The organism is Pseudoduganella sp. R-31, assembly GCF_049913235.1.
Classification (GTDB): domain Bacteria; phylum Pseudomonadota; class Gammaproteobacteria; order Burkholderiales; family Burkholderiaceae_D; genus Rugamonas.
Genome location: NZ_CP183986.1, coordinates 5,742,654 through 5,759,383, shown reverse-complemented (window position 1 = coordinate 5,759,383; position 16,730 = coordinate 5,742,654). Strand labels below are relative to the sequence as shown.

The 16,730-nt window shown below is 66.4% G+C and carries 12 protein-coding genes; 5 read left to right on the top strand and 7 right to left on the bottom strand.

What is annotated here, in order from left to right; genetic code table 11:
* The 4 genes from ACN9MY_RS26240 to ACN9MY_RS26225 all read right to left on the bottom strand — a co-directional run bounded on the left by ACN9MY_RS26240 (position 1) and on the right by ACN9MY_RS26225 (position 6,189).
* Complete coding sequence (locus ACN9MY_RS26240; RefSeq protein ID WP_426319107.1) at positions 1–1,761, bottom strand: methyl-accepting chemotaxis protein; 1,761 nt, start codon at positions 1,759–1,761, stop codon at positions 1–3.
* A 254-nt stretch (positions 1,762–2,015) separates the two neighbouring features.
* Positions 2,016–3,140 (bottom strand): branched-chain amino acid ABC transporter substrate-binding protein, encoded by a 1,125-nt coding sequence (locus ACN9MY_RS26235; protein ID WP_426319106.1) that lies wholly within the window; start codon positions 3,138–3,140, stop codon positions 2,016–2,018.
* A gap of 71 nt (positions 3,141–3,211) precedes the next feature.
* A complete protein-coding gene (locus ACN9MY_RS26230; RefSeq protein ID WP_426319105.1) occupies positions 3,212–4,009 on the bottom strand; it encodes a substrate-binding periplasmic protein in 798 nt (265 codons plus the stop codon).
* A gap of 83 nt (positions 4,010–4,092) precedes the next feature.
* A complete protein-coding gene (locus ACN9MY_RS26225) occupies positions 4,093–6,189 on the bottom strand; it encodes a hypothetical protein (protein ID WP_426319104.1) in 2,097 nt (698 codons plus the stop codon).
* 136 nt (positions 6,190–6,325) lie between these two features.
* Between ACN9MY_RS26225 and ACN9MY_RS26220 the strand changes: the two genes are divergently transcribed.
* The 5 genes from ACN9MY_RS26220 to ACN9MY_RS26200 are packed head-to-tail and all read left to right on the top strand — an operon-like array spanning position 6,326 to position 13,069.
* Positions 6,326–6,586, top strand: coding sequence for a hypothetical protein (locus tag ACN9MY_RS26220; RefSeq protein WP_426164350.1), 261 nt, complete (start codon positions 6,326–6,328; stop codon positions 6,584–6,586).
* A gap of 15 nt (positions 6,587–6,601) precedes the next feature.
* Entirely contained in the window at positions 6,602–8,881 is a 2,280-nt protein-coding gene (locus ACN9MY_RS26215) for a catalase (RefSeq protein ID WP_426319103.1), read from the top strand.
* Between the two features lie 38 nt (positions 8,882–8,919).
* A complete protein-coding gene (locus ACN9MY_RS26210) occupies positions 8,920–10,545 on the top strand; it encodes an MFS transporter (RefSeq protein WP_426164346.1) in 1,626 nt (541 codons plus the stop codon).
* Positions 10,542–11,684, top strand: a complete 1,143-nt coding sequence (locus ACN9MY_RS26205) for an HlyD family secretion protein (RefSeq protein ID WP_426164344.1) — start codon at positions 10,542–10,544, stop codon at positions 11,682–11,684. The genes ACN9MY_RS26210 and ACN9MY_RS26205 overlap by 4 nt, the downstream gene beginning before the upstream one ends.
* A complete protein-coding gene (locus ACN9MY_RS26200; protein WP_426164342.1) occupies positions 11,681–13,069 on the top strand; it encodes an efflux transporter outer membrane subunit in 1,389 nt (462 codons plus the stop codon). Before ACN9MY_RS26205 ends, ACN9MY_RS26200 begins: the two co-directional genes overlap by 4 nt.
* On the opposite strand, the gene ACN9MY_RS26195 is transcribed toward ACN9MY_RS26200, so the two are convergent.
* From ACN9MY_RS26195 to ACN9MY_RS26185, 3 genes are read right to left on the bottom strand one after another with little or no spacing between them, the layout of a single operon-like run.
* On the bottom strand, positions 13,066–13,593 hold the full coding sequence (locus ACN9MY_RS26195) for a hypothetical protein (protein WP_426164340.1): 528 nt from the start codon (positions 13,591–13,593) through the stop codon (positions 13,066–13,068). The genes ACN9MY_RS26200 and ACN9MY_RS26195 overlap by 4 nt on opposite strands.
* Complete coding sequence (locus ACN9MY_RS26190) at positions 13,590–14,375, bottom strand: archaeosortase/exosortase family protein (RefSeq protein WP_426164338.1); 786 nt, start codon at positions 14,373–14,375, stop codon at positions 13,590–13,592. The genes ACN9MY_RS26195 and ACN9MY_RS26190 overlap by 4 nt, the downstream gene beginning before the upstream one ends.
* The gene (locus tag ACN9MY_RS26185) at positions 14,372–16,705 is read right to left on the bottom strand and encodes a VIT domain-containing protein (protein WP_426164336.1); all 2,334 of its coding nucleotides are present in this window, start codon (positions 16,703–16,705) and stop codon (positions 14,372–14,374) included. Before ACN9MY_RS26185 ends, ACN9MY_RS26190 begins: the two co-directional genes overlap by 4 nt.
* Between the last annotated feature and the right edge of the window lie 25 nt (positions 16,706–16,730).

Below are 16,730 nucleotides of genomic sequence, written 5' to 3'. Positions count from 1 at the left end.
TCAGAACTCCGCCCACGCGCCGGCGTCGTCCTTCACCACTGCGGCCTTGCTGCGGGCGCGCTGCGGAATGGTGTGCTGGCTGGGCGCCTGTTGCGGCAGTGCAGGGCGGGGTGTTGCCGTACGCTGGCTGGCCGGCTTGCCGGCATGGGCCGGTGCGCGCGGTGCGGCGGCCACGGCGATGGCGGCACTGGTTGCCGCCTTGTGCAAGGTGAATACCGCCACCAGTTCCGACAGCTGGCTGGCCTGCGACTGCAGCGATTCGGCTGCGGCGGCAGCCTCCTCCACCAGCGCGGCGTTCTGCTGGGTCACGTGGTCCATCTCCGAGATCGCCTGGTTGACCTGGTCGATGCCGGTCGATTGCTCGGCGCTGGCCGCCGATATGTCCGCCATGATGTCGCTCACGCTGGCGATGCTCGCCACCACTTCGTCCATGGTGCGGCCGGCCTGGTCCACCAGCTTGCTGCCGCTTTCCGCGCAGGCCACCGAGTTCTCGATCAGCGCCTTGATTTCCTTGGCCGCGCCTGCGGAGCGGTGCGCCAGCGTGCGCACTTCGTTGGCCACCACGGCAAAGCCGCGGCCCTGGTCGCCGGCACGCGCCGCTTCCACCGCGGCATTCAGGGCCAGGATATTGGTCTGGAAGGCGATGCCGTCGATCACCGAGATGATGTCCACCACGCGCTTCGAGGCCTCGTTGATGGAGCCCATGGTATCGACGACCTGCGCCACCACGGCGCCGCCGCGCGTCGCCACTTCCGATGCCGACGCGGCCAGCTGGTTGGCCTGGCGCGCATTGTCGGCGTTCTGGCGTACGGCGGAAGTCAGTTCCTCCATCGACGAAGCAGTTTCTTCCAGCGAGCCGGCCTGCTGCTCGGTGCGCGAGGACAGGTCCTGGTTGCCCACCGCGATCTGCTGGGTGGCAGTGGCAATGGTTTCCGTGCCGCTGCGCACCTGGCCCACGATCTGTGCCAGGCTGTCGCGCATGCGGCCCAGGGCGAACAGCATGCTGGACTTGTCGTTCGGCCTGGTGCGGATGTCGACCGACAGGTCGCCGCCGGCAATGCGTTCGGCAATCGCCGCGGCATCAGCCGGTTCGCCGCCCAGCTGGCGCAGCAGGCCGCGGGTGATCCACGCGCCCAGGCCAAGGCCCATCAATGCACTGCCCAGCACCAGCATGATCATGAAGTTGCGGCTGGACTGGTACAGGTCGACGGAGGCGCGTGCCGCTTCGGCAGCGTTCTTTTCCTTCATGCGCGCCAGTTCGGACATGCGGTCGTCAGCCGAGTTGGAAACGCTGGCCATCGAGCCCAGCACATAGTTGACCAGGTCACGGTTTTCCTGCAGTGGCTCGGCCCTGGCGCGGCGCATGGCTTCCTGCACGCCTTTGTCGTAGGCTTCCAGTTCGCTGTTCAGCTTGGCCAGCAATTCGCGCCCCTTGGGAGAAAAGAAGCGCTTGTCCGCTTCGGCCAGGTTGGCCCGCATCTCGCTGCGGCCGGTTTCGATGCGTGCCAGGTATTTGTCGCGTTCCTGCTCGCTGGATGCCAACAGCAAGCCGCGCAGCGAACGTCCGATGAACACCAGGTTGATATTGGCTTCCTTTATGTACGACAAGCCAAGCAACTCGCGCTCGTAGACGCGCTCGCCCATATCGTTCAACTTGCTCATGTTGACAATGCCGATGCCGGCCACCAGGGCGCCGACCAGGGCAATGATGGCAAAGCCGCTGAGCAAGCGGGTGCCGACTTTCATTCGGTTGAGGTTCATTGTTTGTCTCTCCACGGATTCGCGTTCAGGCAGCCAGCGGAAGCTGGGCGGAAGTAATGACAGGTGCAAGCAGCGTGGACAGGGCCGATTGGCGAGTTGCCATGTGGCGCGGCCGGGGGGCCGTGCAGCAACTACAGGAAGGAGTCTAGCGGCAAAAACGCGCGATAAATTCTCCAATTGTCACTGTGGAAGATTCGCGACAGTTGGGAACTGCGGCCGGCTGCTGTGGCCGGCCGCAGGGGAAGCGGGGCTTCTTAATAGCTTGCTATGGCGGCCGGCTGGCCGTTCCTGAAGCTGAAGATGGTCACTGGCGAGGACTTCATGTCGCCTTTGGCATCGAAGGCGTATGTGCCGGAGACGCCCTTGTAGCTGCCGGCGGAAATATCGGCGCCGACCTTGGCCGGGTCGATCGAATTCACCTTCTGCATCGAGGCTGCGTACATCAGCACGGCGTCGTAGTAGGCCGACGCATAGACGTCCGGTTCGGCATTGAAGCGCTTCTTGAATTTGGCCTTGAAGGCCGGGCCGGAAGCCGCTTTCTCCAGCAGCGCTCCGCCCTGTGCGCACAGGACATTGTCGCCGACGGCATCGCCGCCCAGCTTGCCCATTTCCGCGGTGCAGATGGTGTCGCCGCCCAGCAGCCTGGCCTGGATGCCCAGCTGCTTCATCTGGCGCGCCATCGGTGCGCCTTGCGGCGCGTAGCCGCCGAAGAATACGGCCTGGACGTTCTTCGATTTCAGCTTGGTCAGGATGGCGGTGAAGTCGACCGCCTTGTCGGTAGTGTATTCGTGCCCGGCGACCTGCAGGCCGGAAGCGCGTGCCTGCTTCTTGAATTCTTCCGCCAGGCCCTGCCCGAAGGCAGTGCGGTCGTCGATTACCGCGACATTCTTCACCTTCAGCTCATTGGCGGCGTACAGCGCCATCTTGGAGCCGAGCTGGGTGTCGCTGGCATTGATGCGAAAGATTCCCTTGTAACCTTGTTGTGTTAACTTCGGGTTGGTTGCTACCGGTGCGATCAGGGCGCCGGCTTCGTTATAGATGCGGGAAGCGGGAATGGCGACGCCGGAGTTGTACGGGCCGACCACGTATTTGACGCCGGCATCGGCCAGCTTCTGGGCGGCGGAAACGCCGGCTTTCGGGTCGCCCTGGTCGTCTTCCGACATCAGTTCGAATTTGAGTTTCTTGCCGCCGACGGTGATCGGCTTGGCGTTCAGTTCTTCGATGGCCAGGCGAGCGCCGTTTTCATTGTCCTTGCCGGAAAACGCTTGTGCGCCGGACAGCGGGCCGCTATGGCCGATCTTTACCACCATGTCCTGCGCGCAGGCGCCAGCGGCCATTGCCAGCAGCGCCGCTGCGCTTGCCGAGTGCTTCAGCTTCATCGAAGGGTCTCCCTTTGTTTGTCGATGGCGTGATTATCCACAATCCGGGCGGCGCGGCAAGCCGCAGCGCATCATGAAGCACGGGGAGGACTGGAGAGGGAGGCGCGCTTTTGCTGCTTGGCGAGGGCGGCGTTGATGCGGTCGATCAGGCCGGCGTCCTTGCCCTTGGAAATAGCGAAGTACTGCTGGTTCTCGGCCTGGACTGGGCGAGGCAGTACGCTGAGCGTCAGCCCCGGCGGCAACTGGAGTTCCCTGGCCAGAGGGGCAGCAAAGGCGCGCAACTCGGCTTCCACTTCTGCCGCATTCTGCCAGTCAGGCTGGAAAAGCAGCACAGCGTCCACTCGCTTCAACAGGAGGCGCCGCAGGCGTATGGTGCGCGATGGAATATCGTCTTCCACGCGAAACAGTTTGTTACGCGATTGTTCGAATTCTTCGCCGTATCCGTAGCCGTGGACGGCGCCGACGGTCTTGCCTTTCAGGTCGGCCAGTGATTCGAAAGGAAATGTGGCGTCGCTGCGGGTGACGATCCACAAGGTATTGCTGGCGACCGGTTCGCTGTAGTGCAGGTCGCGCAACCGATCGGAATTCTTGGGCAGGCCGAAAACCAGGCCGGCGCCATTGCGGGCATTGCGTTCGGCGCGCGCCCAGGGGTACATGCGGAGCTGGAACTTGACGCCGAGTTCGGCCTCAAGGAAAGCGAACAATTGTTGCTGCCAGGGGCGCAGCGCTTGCACCTTCCCATTCTGGTCCAGTGCTTCGCCGACAATCAGCGTGACCGGCTGCGGCTTGGCCCGGATGGGCAAGCCGAGGGCGCTGGCCAACAGCAGGGGACCGGTGCGCAGCAAGCGGCGGCGAGGCGTGGAAATCATGCATTTGATTATGCCGCCGGCTGGAAGGGAGGGGGAGCACGATACAGATCAGCTAGTGCGTGCCGACAACGTTCCGTTTGCTTTCAGGCATTATTGTCGATGCGGCTGCCGGGAGGCGGCGCTGCCGGCGTGCCTGGAGCCTGCGGCGCACCGGGCGCAGCCCGCCCGCCGCGTGCGCGCCCTGCCAGCGCTCCTTCGCCGGGCGTGCCGGCGCCCGCTGCGCCGCTGCCGGGACTGTTGCCCGGCTGCCCGCCCGCGCCGGCATGGCGGCCGGTAGCGGGCTCTGCTGCGCGCTGGACCGGGCGTGACTGGACCGGCGCGACGGGCGTGGTGGCGGGCACGGCCACCGGGGCGGGAACCGGTTCGATGGCCGGCGCCGCGGCGGGAGGACGTCCCGCTGCGGCGGCGATATCGCCGGTACGGTAGGCCGCCACAGCGGCGGCAATGGCGGGGTCGGCGGCTTGCAGGCGTTGGGCTTGCTGCGACGTGGGAGCGGCAGCGCGGCGCGCTGCCTCGGCAGCAAGGGCGGCGCGCTCGGCGGCTGCGCTCGCTTCCTGCGCGGCAGCGGCAGCAGCAGCGGCCGTGGCGGAGGTGCCTGCCGCGGTGGCGCCGGCCTGGCCGGCGCCCGCCGCCGGGCCTGGTCCTGGGCCGGCGGCAATGCCGCTTGCGCTTGCGCCGCTGACCTGTGGTCCTGCCGCGCTGATTGCTGCCTCCGGTGGGCGGATCGCGGTATTGCCGGGTGGGACGGCGCCAGGCGGTGCAGCCGGTGCACCAGCGACGGCCGGGTTGGGCGGGGCGGCCGGTGGCGCGATGGCAGCGTTGCTGGTCAGCGTGGCGGCAGCTTGCGCAGCGGCCTGGGCTTCACGCAATGCCTGGCGGCGAGCTTCGAGACGGTCTTCTGCTTGTTCGGTCGCCACATCGCGGGCGGCGCTCCTTGCCTGTTCCAGGCGCTGGGCGGTCAACCGGTCTTGCAGGGACAGGGCGTCGCTTGTCGCGGCTGCGCGGGTACGTTCGCTTTCTTCGGCAATGCGCCTGGCCTGTGCTGCAGAGGCATCTGCCTGGTCCTGTCGCGTACGTGCGGCGTTTGTCGCGGCTTGCTCGGCACGGAATTCTTGTGCGGCCACTGTCGCGGCCTGCTCGGGCGTCGGCGGGCCAGCGATCGTTGCTGTTGCGTTCGCGGCAGCACCAGCCTGGGCCGGTGATGGCGTTTCGCCTGCCGTCGCGCCAGCCGAACCGGCTGGTGCATTGCCGGCGGCAGTGCTGGCGGGCGCGGCATTCGCAGTGCTTGCTGCCTGCTGGCGGGCAAGTGCCAGTCGGGCGGCGATCAGTTCTTCCGTCTCGGCGGACTCTGCTTGCTCTGCGACCAGCCGGCGTGCGGTATCGAGACGGTCGGCCGCCGCGCGTTCGGCACGGGTGCGGCCGAGCTGGTTGGTTTCGGCCTCTTGCACGGCGGCGCGGCGCGCGGCGTCGAGGCGGTCGGCCAATGCCTGTGCGGCGAGGTCTTCTTCCCGGGTACTTTCCAATTGCCGCGTTTCCGCAGCCTGTGCCTCGGCGATACGCTGCTGCTGGGTATTTTCCAGCTGGTTGGCGGCCAGGGCCTCGCTGGCAACGCGGCGGGTTTCGGCCGCCTGTTCCGCCGCAATACGCTGCTGAGTTGCCAGGTCTGCCAGGTTGGGCGACGGTGTCGCTGCTGCATCGTCAGCGGCTGCCAGCGCCAGTGCGCCGGCGCCAGGCTGGGCAGCGGCAGCGGCAGCGTCGGCCACCGCGCCGACCGCTTCGCCGAGCCCGGCGATGGCACGTTGCGGCGCCGCGTTGAACGCCGCCGCCAGGGTGCCGTCGTCCGCCGACAGCGTGCCGCCGCTGGCGACGTTGATCCCGGCCTGCCCCAGCGCTGCCTGTTGCGATGTCAGCACGGCCGCCAGGGTGGCGGGGGCGTTGGCATTCATGTTCTCGACCACCTGCTGGGCCGCAGCTGCGAATGCCGCGGCATCGCCGCCTGATGCGGCCAGCTCGCGCAAGCGCCGCTGCGCCAGGACCAGGTTGGACAGGAACAGGCCAAGCGAGGACACCGAGGGCGTGGTATTGGCGGGCGCAGGCGTCGCCGAAGCCGGCGCCACACGGTCGCCCAGCGTTGCCGGCGTGACGGTGCTTGCGCTCGTGACAGGGTCGATAGGAATCACACGGCACCTTTCAACAGGGACAATCTCAGCTTGCCTGAAATCGCCGCCGCACATCGTTAGGTGGCGCACGGTGGATGCAAGCGTGCAGCCTTATCTTGACCCTTCCACTGCAACCTGAACGATAAGGAACCCGATCATGGACAACAACATCACCCGCAGCGACAACCCGGCCAAGGACTTGCGCGCCGGCATGCACAGCACGATTGACAAGGTGGCCGACAACATCACCAGCATCACCGACCAGGTGGGCGCCAAAGGCGACCAGTTGAATGCTGCCTACAAGCGCTTCGCCGAATCCGGACGCAACTACGTGCGCCAGAGCCCGGGCAAATCGCTGCTGGTTGCGCTGGCCGCAGGCTACGCTGTCTCCAAGCTGCTCGGTTCGCGCAAGCATTGAACCGGGGAGCGCGCCGTGCCCACGACCAAACCTGACCCGGCTAAACGCGGCGCCGGACTGGCCGCGCAATTTCCCTACAACGTCAACAAGGCTGCGGAGCATGGCGCGGGCGTTCCGCCTGCCGGCGCCACTGCCAGTCCAGCGGATCCGCTGGAGACAGCCGGCACCGCCAGCGAGGGCGCCGCATCGCCCAAGGCCGGGGCCGGCACGCCGCCGCAGGGCGACAATCCCAATAACGGACCGCTCGACCGGGTCCGTACCGATGCCGGCGGCCAGCCGCTCACGACCAACCAGGGCGTGCCGGTTGCCGACAACCAGAATTCCCTGAAGGCCGGCCTGCGCGGCCCCGCGCTGCTGGAAGACTTCATCCTGCGTGAGAAGATCACGCACTTCGACCACGAGCGCATTCCCGAACGTGTGGTGCATGCACGCGGCTCCGCAGCGCACGGCTACTTCGAGTGCTACCGCGAGCTGACGGAGCTGACGCGCGCCGCGCCGTTTGCCGCTGCGGGCAAGCGCACACCGGTTTTCGTGCGCTTCTCCACCGTGGCCGGTGAGCGCGGCTCGACCGATACCGCACGCGACGTGCGCGGCTTCGCCGTCAAGTTCTATACCGACGAAGGCAACTGGGACCTGGTCGGTAACAACATGCCTGTCTTCTTCATCCAGGACGCGATGAAATTCCCGGACCTGGTGCATGCGGTCAAGCCGGAGCCGCACAACGCCATGCCGCAGGCGGCCAGCGCGCATGACACATTCTGGGATTTCGTGTCGCTGATGCCGGAATCGATGCACATGCTGATGTGGCTGATGTCGGATCGCGCCATCCCGCGCAGCTTCCGCACCATGCAGGGCTTCGGCGTGCATACCTTCCGCATGGTCAATGCGGCGGGGCAGTCGCGCTTCGTCAAGTTCCACTGGCTGCCCAGGCAGGGTACCTATTCGCTCGTGTGGGACGAGGCCGTGCGCATTTCCGGCGCCGACCCCGATTTCCACCGCCGCGACCTGTGGGAGTCGATCGAAATGGGCGAATATCCGGAATGGGAGCTGGCGCTGCAAGTCTTCACAGAAGAAGTAGCGGCGGAATTCCCGTTCGACGTGCTCGACCCGACCAAGATCGTGCCGGAAGAACTGGTGCCGCTGCAGCCGGTCGGCCGCATGGTGCTGGACCGTAACCCCGACAACTTCTTCGCCGAGACGGAACAGGTGGCGTTCTGCGCCGCCCATGTCGTTCCGGGCATCGACTTCAGCAACGACCCGCTGCTGGCCGGACGCATCCACTCCTACGTGGACACCCAGATCAGCCGCCTGGGCGGGCCGAATTTCCATGAGATCCCGATCAATGCCCCGGTCGCGCAGGTGCACAACAACCAGCGCGACGGCATGCACCGCCAGGCCATTCATCGCGGCCGCGTAGCGTATGAACCGAACTCGCTGGGCGGAGGCTGCCCCTTCCAGGCCGGCCGCATGGGCTTCACGTCTTTCCCGGAACCGGTGCAGGAAGACAAGGTGCGCGGCAAGCCGGAACTGTTCGCCGACCATTACTCGCAGGCGCGCCTGTTCTGGCAAAGCCAGACGCCGGCCGAGCAGATGCACATCGCGCATGCCTTCAGCTTCGAATTAAGTAAGGTGCAGGTGCCAGCCATACGCGAACGCACCTTGTCCATGCTGGTCAACGTCGATGCGGCGCTGGCGGACATGGTGGCGCTGCGCCTGGGGACCAGGGTGCCGGATGCGCAGCCGATGGCCACGACGCGCGAGCTGCCCACCTACCAACCGTCGCCCGGGCTGTCGCTTCTGTCGCGGCCGGGGCAGGTGGGCATCCACGGCCGCAAGGTCGCGATCCTGATCGCGGCCGGCTGCGACGAGGCCATGGTCGATGCGCTGCAGGCCGGGCTGGAAGCGCAATGCGCGGTCACGCGCCTGGTGGCGCCCCACGTCGGCATGGTCGGCGGACTGGAGGCCGACATGTCGCTGGAGACCGGGCCGGCAGTGCTGTTCGATGCCGTGGTGGTGCCCGATGGCGATGCCGCGGCCGAAACCCTGGCGGCCAACGCGCTGGCAGTGGAGTTCGTGACGCTGCAATACCGCCACTGCAAGCCGCTGATGGTGGTGGGCGCGGGGGCGACGCTGCTGGCGGCAGCAGGAGTGCCGGCGACCTTGCCGGGCGGCGTGCCCGACCCGGGCCTGATAGGCACGGCGCCGGCCGACCTGCAGCCGGCCCTGGCGGCATTCATCGCAGCCCTGGCGGGGCCGCGCGTGTTCGACAGGGAGACCGACCCGCCGGCAGTGTAGTTGTAGGCAGCCGTTCTGCCTGGGTGTAGACTAATCCAATGGATGAGTATGCCCCACAAAAATGGCTGCCTCACGAGCGCCCGCTGCTGCCGGGCTCTCCCTCTACGCCGCTGCACTCGGCACCAAAGCGGCTGGCCTTCCTCCTGGTTGGGCTGATCGTCGCGCTGACCGGCGGACTCGGGAACGCGCTGGTCACGGTCAACCTAGTCTATGCCCAGGGCTCGCTGGGCGTGACCAGCGCGGAGATCCAATGGCTGCCGGCGGCCTACGTCATGGGCAATGTCTCCATGAACCTGTTGCTGGTGAAGTTCCGCCAGCAGTTTGGCCTGCGCCTGTTCACCGAACTGTTCCTGTTGCTGTATGCCGTGGTCACGGTGGCCCACCTGTTCGTGCACGGCCTGGCGTCGGCCATCGCGGTGCGTGCGGCGCACGGCATCAGCGGCGCCGCGCTGACGGTGCTGGGGCTGTACTATGTGCTGCAGGCCTTCCCGGCCCAGCACCGCTTGAAGGGTGTGGTGCTGGGCATCGGCTTTGCCCAATTGTCGCTGCCGCTGGCGCGCATCTTCTCTTCCGAACTGCTGTCCATCGCCGAATGGCGCGGCCTGTATTCTTTCGAGCTGGGCATGGCGCTGCTGTCCTTCGGCTGCGTGCTGCTGCTCAAGCTTCCTCCCGGCGACCGCGTGAAAGCGTTCGAGAAAATGGACTTCGTGACCTTTGCGCTGTTCGCGCCCGGCGTGGCCTTCCTGTGCGCCGTGCTGGCGCTGGGGCGCACGGTATGGTGGTTCGAGGCGCGCTGGATCGGCTGGGCCCTGGTCGCCTTCATCATCTTGTTCACGGCGGCGGTGGCAATCGAACATAACCGGCGCAAGCCCCTGCTCAATACGCGCTGGCTGACCACTGCCAGCATGACGCGCCTGGCGATCTCGGTGCTGCTGATCCGCGTGGTGCAGTCGGAGGCGGGCGGCGCGGTCGGCTTCCTGCAGGCGATCGGCTTGAACAACGACCAGATGCAAACCCTGTGGCTGGTGGCCCTGGCCGGGGCCACGCTGGGCATTCTCGCCAGTGCCCTGCTCATCGCGCCGCAGCGCCTGCAGCCGATGCTGATGTTCGCGCTGGCGCTAATGGCAGTGGGAGCGTGGATCGATTCGCAGGCCACCAGCCTGACGCGCCCGGAGCAGATGTATTTCAGCCAGTTCCTGCTGGCGTTCAGCGGCACGTTCTTCCTTGGGCCGATCTTCGTGTCGGGATTCGGTGCGGTGATCGCGCAGCCGTGCAACCTGATCAGCTTCTCGCTGATGTTTTCGATGACGCAGAACCTGGGCAGCCTGCTTGGCTCGGCGCTGGTGGGGACGTTCCAGGTGCTGCGTGAAAAATTCCATTCCAGCCAGCTGGTGGAGCACCTGACGCTGCAGGACCCGCAGGTAGCGTCGCGGGTGCAGGCGTTCGGCCTGCCGTCTCTGAGCGGGGCGGCGACCCGGGAGGCCAATATCCTGGCCTATAACGACGTCTTCCTGATGATCTTCTTTGTTGCTTGCGGCACGCTGGCGTGGATGGCGCTGCATTATGCGTGGCAGGTGTGCACGGCCACCCGTCCGGCGGCGCCGGCGCAGAATGCGCAGACTGGCATGGCGCAGGTTTCACTTTCCAATTCGGGGGCTCAATGAGCGCATCACCACCAGCAAACGAGACTCCCGCAACTGCGGCACCCGCCACCGCGCCTGCGCCTCCTGCGCCAGACCGGCGCGCACAGTGGCTGTCGGGCATTGGTTTCGCCCTGATCGCCTTGATTGGCGTACTGATCGTGCTGTACGCGTGGCGCCTGCCGCCCTTCACCAGTCCAGTGGTGTCGACCGAGAACGCCACGGTGCGCGGTCAGGTGACAGTCATAGGATCGCAACTGCCTGCTTATGTAGCGGACGTGAAGGTGCAGGACTTCCAGTTCGTGCACAAGGGCGACCTGCTGGTGGAACTGGATTCGCGCATTTACCGCCAGCGCTTCGAGCAGGCACAGGCCCAGTTGGCCGCGCAAAAGGCAGCACTGGCGAACTGGGAACAGTCGCGCGCCAGCGCCAGGGCCGGCATCGCCCTGCAGGAAGCCGTGCTGTCGAATGCGCAGGCGCAGGCGGCGCGTGCTTCGGCAGATTACGGGCGGGCGGAGCAACTGGTCGGCGACGGTTCGCTGTCGGTACGCGAGCAGGATGCGCAGCGAGCGGCGCGTGCGCAGGCGCTGGCGGCGGTAGCCCAGGCCAGGGCGAACGTGGATATCGCGCGCCAGCAGGCGCAATCCGTCACCGTGAATCGCGGCGCCCTGGAGGCGGCAGTGGCAAATGCGGAGGCGGCGCTGAAAGCAGCAAGCGTGGACCTGGACAATACACGCATCGTCGCACCGGCCGACGGGCAACTCGGACAGGTGAACGTGCGGCGTGGCGCGTATGTGGCCTCCGGTGCGCAGCTTATGGGCCTGGTGCCGCGTGAGATGTGGGTAATCGCCAACTTCAAGGAGACGCAGATGAACGCCGTGCAGGTGGGGCAGGGCGCAACCTTCAAGGTCGACGCGCTGGATGGCGCCACCCTGACCGGGCAGGTTGAGCGGATATCGCCTGCCACCGGTTCCGAGTTCGCCGTCCTGCCGGCAGATAACGCAACGGGCAACTTCGTCAAGATCTCGCAACGGATTCCCGTGCGGATCAGGATCGACCAGGGCCAGAAGCTGGCGCAACGCCTGCGGCCAGGGATGTCGGTCATCGTCAGCGTCGATACCTCCGCTGTCCTGAACGAGAAAGCAGCGGGAGCGCGGCCATGAAGCGTAGCGCTGCCGCATGCGTTGCCCTGGCGCTGGCCGGCTGCGCCGCGCGCATCCCCGCAGCGCTCGAACCGCAGCTGTCGGTCCCCGGGCAATGGCGCAGCCAGCCTCCCGCCACAACTGGGCCCGCATCACGGGCCCAGCTGGAGCGCGAGTGGTGGCAGGCGTACGGCGACCCGGCGCTGTCCGCCTTGGTGGATCGAGTGCTGGAGCACAATACGGACGCACGCCTGGCGCGTTTGCGCGTAGTGGAGTTCCGCGCGCGGCTGGCGGCGGCGGAGGCCAACCGGGCGCCGACGCTGGGCGCCACCTTGACGCCAGTGCGCACGCGCACACTGGCCTACAACGGCGTGCCCTACATCACCAACCTTTTTTCCGGCGAGTTCCAGGCGGCGTATGAAGTCGACTTGTGGGGGCGCCTGGCGCGTGCCAGCGAGGCGGCAGGGCAATCGCTGGCAGCCGAACAGGCCAACGCTGACGCCGCGCAACTGTCGGTGGCGGCGCTGGCTGCCAACGGCTACCTGCAACTGCGCGGGCTCGATGCCCAACTCGACTTGGCGCGCGCCACCCTGGACTTGCGCGAGCATTCGCGCCGGCTGGCGCAGCGGCAGTTCGAGACCGGCTATACCTCGCGCCTGGAATGGCTGCAGGCGCAAGCCGAGTACGAGGCCGCCGCCGAACAGATCCCGCAGTTGCAGCGGCAAATCAGCGACCAGGAAAACGCACTGTCCCTGCTGGCCGGCAGCAGCCCAGGTCCGGTCGCGCGCGGCAAGACCCTGGACGAACTGTCCCCGCCGGAAATACCGGTCGGCCTCCCATCAAGCTTGCTCCAGCGGCGTCCCGACATCGCGCGCGCCGCGCACAATCTGGCGGCAGCGAAGGCCGGGGTGCGGGCGACCAGCGAGCAATTGCTGCCGGCCTTCCGCCTTACCGCTACCGGCGGCATGCAATCGCCGGATTTCAGCAAGTTCCTGCACGATCCGACCTTCCTGTGGCGCGTAGGCGCAGGCATGACCGCGCCAATCTGGGATGGCGGCCGCGTGCAGGCGCAGACCGATGCCGCCGCCGCCCAGCGCGACCAATCGCTGGTGGCCTACGAGCAGACGGTGCGCGCGGCGCTGGTGGAAGTGGAGAACAGCCTGACGGCCTTGCAGCGTTTGCAGGAGCAGTCGGTACAGAATGACGCGCGCCGCGCCACGGCGGCCGAAACGCTGCGCATTGCGCGCAACCGCTACCGCAATGGCTACGCCTCCTACCTGGAAGAACTGGATGCGCAACGCACGCTGTTCAACGCCGACGTGACGCGCCTTCAGTTGCGCAGCCGCGTGCTAGGCGCCAGCGTGGACCTGTACCGCGCACTGGGCGGCGGCTGGGCGGCCGACTAAGGCGCATGCCCGCTGGCGCTTTTCGCAACGGTGATGGCCCACCACGGTCCGTTTGTCTGCCCCAGTTGCGCTGCCCAATACCAGGCCGAGACGTCGCTCCACTGCCCGCCGTGGCCATCGGTAATCCGTTCGTGCACTTCAAGCTTCTGCGCTCCGCGGGACGCGATGAAGCCCGACCAGCGCTCGTTTCCGACGATCTTGACGGGCCGCATGGCGAGCTCGTAGCCATTCGCCTTGAAGCAGTCGCTGCTTGCATGCAGCTTGCGCGTGCCCCGGTCCACCCAACGGATGACGATTTCGCGCTCGCCATCGCTGAATCGGCCTACGCGTCCAGGGAAGTTCTGCTGGAAACGCGCTTCGATCGGCGTGAGGGGAAGCGGCGAAAGCGGCTTGCCTTCAAAGCTGGCGGGCCATCCTGGAAAGCCGGCCATGACGCGGGAGCTTGCACCGCTTTCGACGCACGCGGGCGCGAGCGCGGCCAAAACGCACAAGCCTGCGAACGCCATGGCGGCTAACGGTCTCATGGAGCACTCCTGCCCATGCGATGGGTCATGAACAGGATTGCCGCGCCCGCGCCGGCAAAGCTGACGATGCCGATGGCGCCATGCGCCGCCTGCTGCAGGTGCACGATGCCGGTTTCCACGTAGAACAGCGCCGAAGCGCGGAGTGCATTGGCCGCAACGACCACGACGACTGCCAGCGTCAGCGCCGCAGCCGTGGGTAGCGATGCAAGGCGCTTGGCTCCTGCCGCGGCGCTTGCCAGGAGCAGGCCTGTCCACAGCATTTTCACTCCGCTGCATGGTGCGTCGATCGACACCAGCTGTCCATGCCATGCCAGCATGGCGCCCTCGCGCGTTACGAGGACGCCGTTCATGCGCAGCAGGAAAACCGAGACGTCGCCGGCGAGAACCCGCAGCGGATATCCCAGGTAGAACTGCAAGGTTGCGGCGAACGGCAATGCAAGGATGCAAAGCGAGAACAGGGCTACGTCAAATCGCTTGCCCAGCCTGGCGCTGCTGGCCAGCGCAGTGATTGCCGCCGCAAGGATCAACGAACGCGCCGGCACAGGTACCTTGCAAATGGTGGCGGCGAGATAGACGGCAAGGCATGCGCACGGCAGCAGCAGCGGACGTGCCAGGGTTTGCTGCGCCGGCGCAAAGGCTACGACGGCTGCGGCGGCCGCCGCGGCCAGCAAGCCTGCACTGTCGTTCGAACCGTCCAGCGTGCCCGTGGCGAACCAGAGCAGGACCGGCCAGCACGCCAGGCACAATGCGGCCAGCAGCAGGGGAAATGGCGCCGGCTTCATTGCGGCCTGAGGCGGCGGTGCCACGCCAGCATGAGGGTCGCCACCAGGATCATCGCCCAGGTTTCCGGCTCAGGGATAGTCGGCACGCTGCCCGGCGGTACGGGCTCCAGGCCGGCATCCTTGTATTGCTCGCGCGTTTCCAGCACCACGGCGCCGGTGACGGGGGTAACCAACTGGTAGCGTACGGCCAGGCTGACGGCATCCGCTTTCCGGGACGAGGCTGCGCTCATTGCGGCGACTTCGTTTGCCGCCCACAGCCGCACCAGGTGCTGCGAGGTTTGGCTCGATTGTGGCATGCCACCGCCGCTGCGTCGCTCGCGCAACAGGACCGTGCGCCTGGCTCCGGGCGCCCATTGTGCAAACAGCTTGCCGAGATCTTCGGCCAGGTTGCCGAAGCTTGCTACCGCGCTTGCTCCCTCGAGCTGCTGCGCTATCACGTTTGGTCCCCGTTCCACGGCCAGGTCATACAGGGCGACCTGGCTTGCCCTGCGTTCCAGCCGCTGCTGCAAGGCGCCCGTTGACTGGGATGCCAGCGGCTGGGCGCCATGGATCCATACAATCGCTCCGCGCGACGACATGGCGGCCCAGTCCCACGCCATACCCAGTGCTTCGCTGTTATCGCGTCCGCCGGCGAAGTCCAGCTTGCCGATGTACTGGCGCGTAAGTAGCGAGTTGGTGCCGTCATGGAGGAACAGCGACGGTGTCTCGTCCCCGGCAAACACCACGGCCATCTCGATGTTTCGCGGGAAGGAAGCCAGGGCCTCAAGCAGTTGATGCTTCCGTTGCAGCATTGAGGCCGAGCCGTCGATGACGATGGCCACCCGCTGCGGCGGAATGGCGGTGGCTTCGCTGACTTCCTGGACGACGTTCTTGCCGTCTCCGCCTTTCTCATCGGTGCTCCATGCCAGCGCTGCCGGCCGCGCGCCTGGCACCCAGACCGTATGCATTGGATGCGCCGGCAAGGGTTCGGCCAGTTCGCCGCGTACGGCAAAGATGCCGCGTGGGCCTGCCTGGGCTCTTAACCCGGGGCTGCCTTTCAACGGTGCGGCTGACTCGAACCATACGGCGTGGCGCAAGTCCGGCGCCAGGTCGAAGTTGCGTTCACTGAAGGCCGGCAACCGGAGATGCATTGCTTGCTGGCCTTGAGTCACCAGGGGAATGGTGATGCCGAGGCGGATTTTCATGTCGCCGGATGGGGGGATTGGAAACAGCTGCACCAGAATCCGGTCATCCCCCGCCGTGGTGACCAGCAGCGGATCACGGTTTTTTCTGACCACTTTCGCGTAGGCTTCGCGTACCTGCGCGCGGGCTCCGAAAGCGGCCTCGCGCTCCTCTCCGTCAATCCACAGCGTTGCGCGCGACACGACGCCGCCCGGCGGCAGGACTACTTCGGCCCGGCCTTCCTGCGGGCTGGGCGACTTGTTGTGAAACTCCATGGTCCATTCCATGTAGCCCAGCGCGGCATTGGCGTCAATCGATCCATCCATGCGCGAGGCTGCCAGCGCGACGTCGTTGACGCGCTGGCCGACATCGGCATTTCCCAGGCCATCGTCGAATGTGCGCTCCCACTCGCGCATCGAGCGGTGAACAGGGGCGGGGCGGGAGTTGAATACCGTTCCCGTCACCTGGTAGAAGACGGTCCGGGCACGCTGCGGGTCGGCTTCCGCCTGGCTTGTGAACAGGGTGCCGAGCAGGTCGGTCGCCTGTGCGCCCTGGCGGTAGCAAAGGCGCAGCATCAAGTCCTCATCGCCCACTTTGCGTAAGAGCCGGATGCCGCGCAAGCGAATTTCGGCGGAATCCGACGCAGCCATCTGCATGCCGATCCTTGTCATGGTGGACGGGGCATCAATCACCAGCAGTACCAGGAATGCGAGCGCAATGCCTTGCCACAGCTTGCCAGGCGATTGTCCGCTTCCAGCCCTCAATGCCTTTCGGGAGAATACGACGCATGCCACGGCAAACATCGGCGAGAGGCCAAGCAGGCCGATGCCGAGCGCGATGACCGCGAATGCCGCAATGGGGGATATCGGTAGGAATACCAGGCTGTAAAACACGGCAACGCCGGCGGAGAATGCATGCAAAAGGGCCCAGCGCGGTGGTAATGCCGCGCCGCGCCTCAATGCGAGCAATAGCCGTACGTTTGCCAATGGAATGGTGGCGTACAAGGCGAAGTGAATCGGCGTCGGAAGGGGATCGAAGAAGATCTGGCGGCACATGCCGGTGATTGACTCAAACAGCAGCGCGGCGATGGGCAGGGCGACCCCGAACAGTGCGACAAACGCGATAGTCCCGTTTGCCGGCCGGCCTGCTACGGCGGAATTTGTTGGCATTGCGCTTCCATGGTGGATGGTGGAA

Coding starts and splice junctions, on each gene's coding strand:
- ACN9MY_RS26240 (WP_426319107.1), bottom strand. CDS start 1,761: ATGAACCTCAACCGAATGAAAGTCGGCACCCGCTTGCTCAGCGGCTTT.
- ACN9MY_RS26235 (WP_426319106.1), bottom strand. CDS start 3,140: ATGAAGCTGAAGCACTCGGCAAGCGCAGCGGCGCTGCTGGCAATGGCC.
- ACN9MY_RS26230 (WP_426319105.1), bottom strand. CDS start 4,009: ATGATTTCCACGCCTCGCCGCCGCTTGCTGCGCACCGGTCCCCTGCTG.
- ACN9MY_RS26220 (WP_426164350.1), top strand. CDS start 6,326: ATGGACAACAACATCACCCGCAGCGACAACCCGGCCAAGGACTTGCGC.
- ACN9MY_RS26210 (WP_426164346.1), top strand. CDS start 8,920: ATGGATGAGTATGCCCCACAAAAATGGCTGCCTCACGAGCGCCCGCTG.
- ACN9MY_RS26205 (WP_426164344.1), top strand. CDS start 10,542: ATGAGCGCATCACCACCAGCAAACGAGACTCCCGCAACTGCGGCACCC.
- ACN9MY_RS26200 (WP_426164342.1), top strand. CDS start 11,681: ATGAAGCGTAGCGCTGCCGCATGCGTTGCCCTGGCGCTGGCCGGCTGC.
- ACN9MY_RS26195 (WP_426164340.1), bottom strand. CDS start 13,593: ATGAGACCGTTAGCCGCCATGGCGTTCGCAGGCTTGTGCGTTTTGGCC.
- ACN9MY_RS26190 (WP_426164338.1), bottom strand. CDS start 14,375: ATGAAGCCGGCGCCATTTCCCCTGCTGCTGGCCGCATTGTGCCTGGCG.
- ACN9MY_RS26185 (WP_426164336.1), bottom strand. CDS start 16,705: ATGCCAACAAATTCCGCCGTAGCAGGCCGGCCGGCAAACGGGACTATC.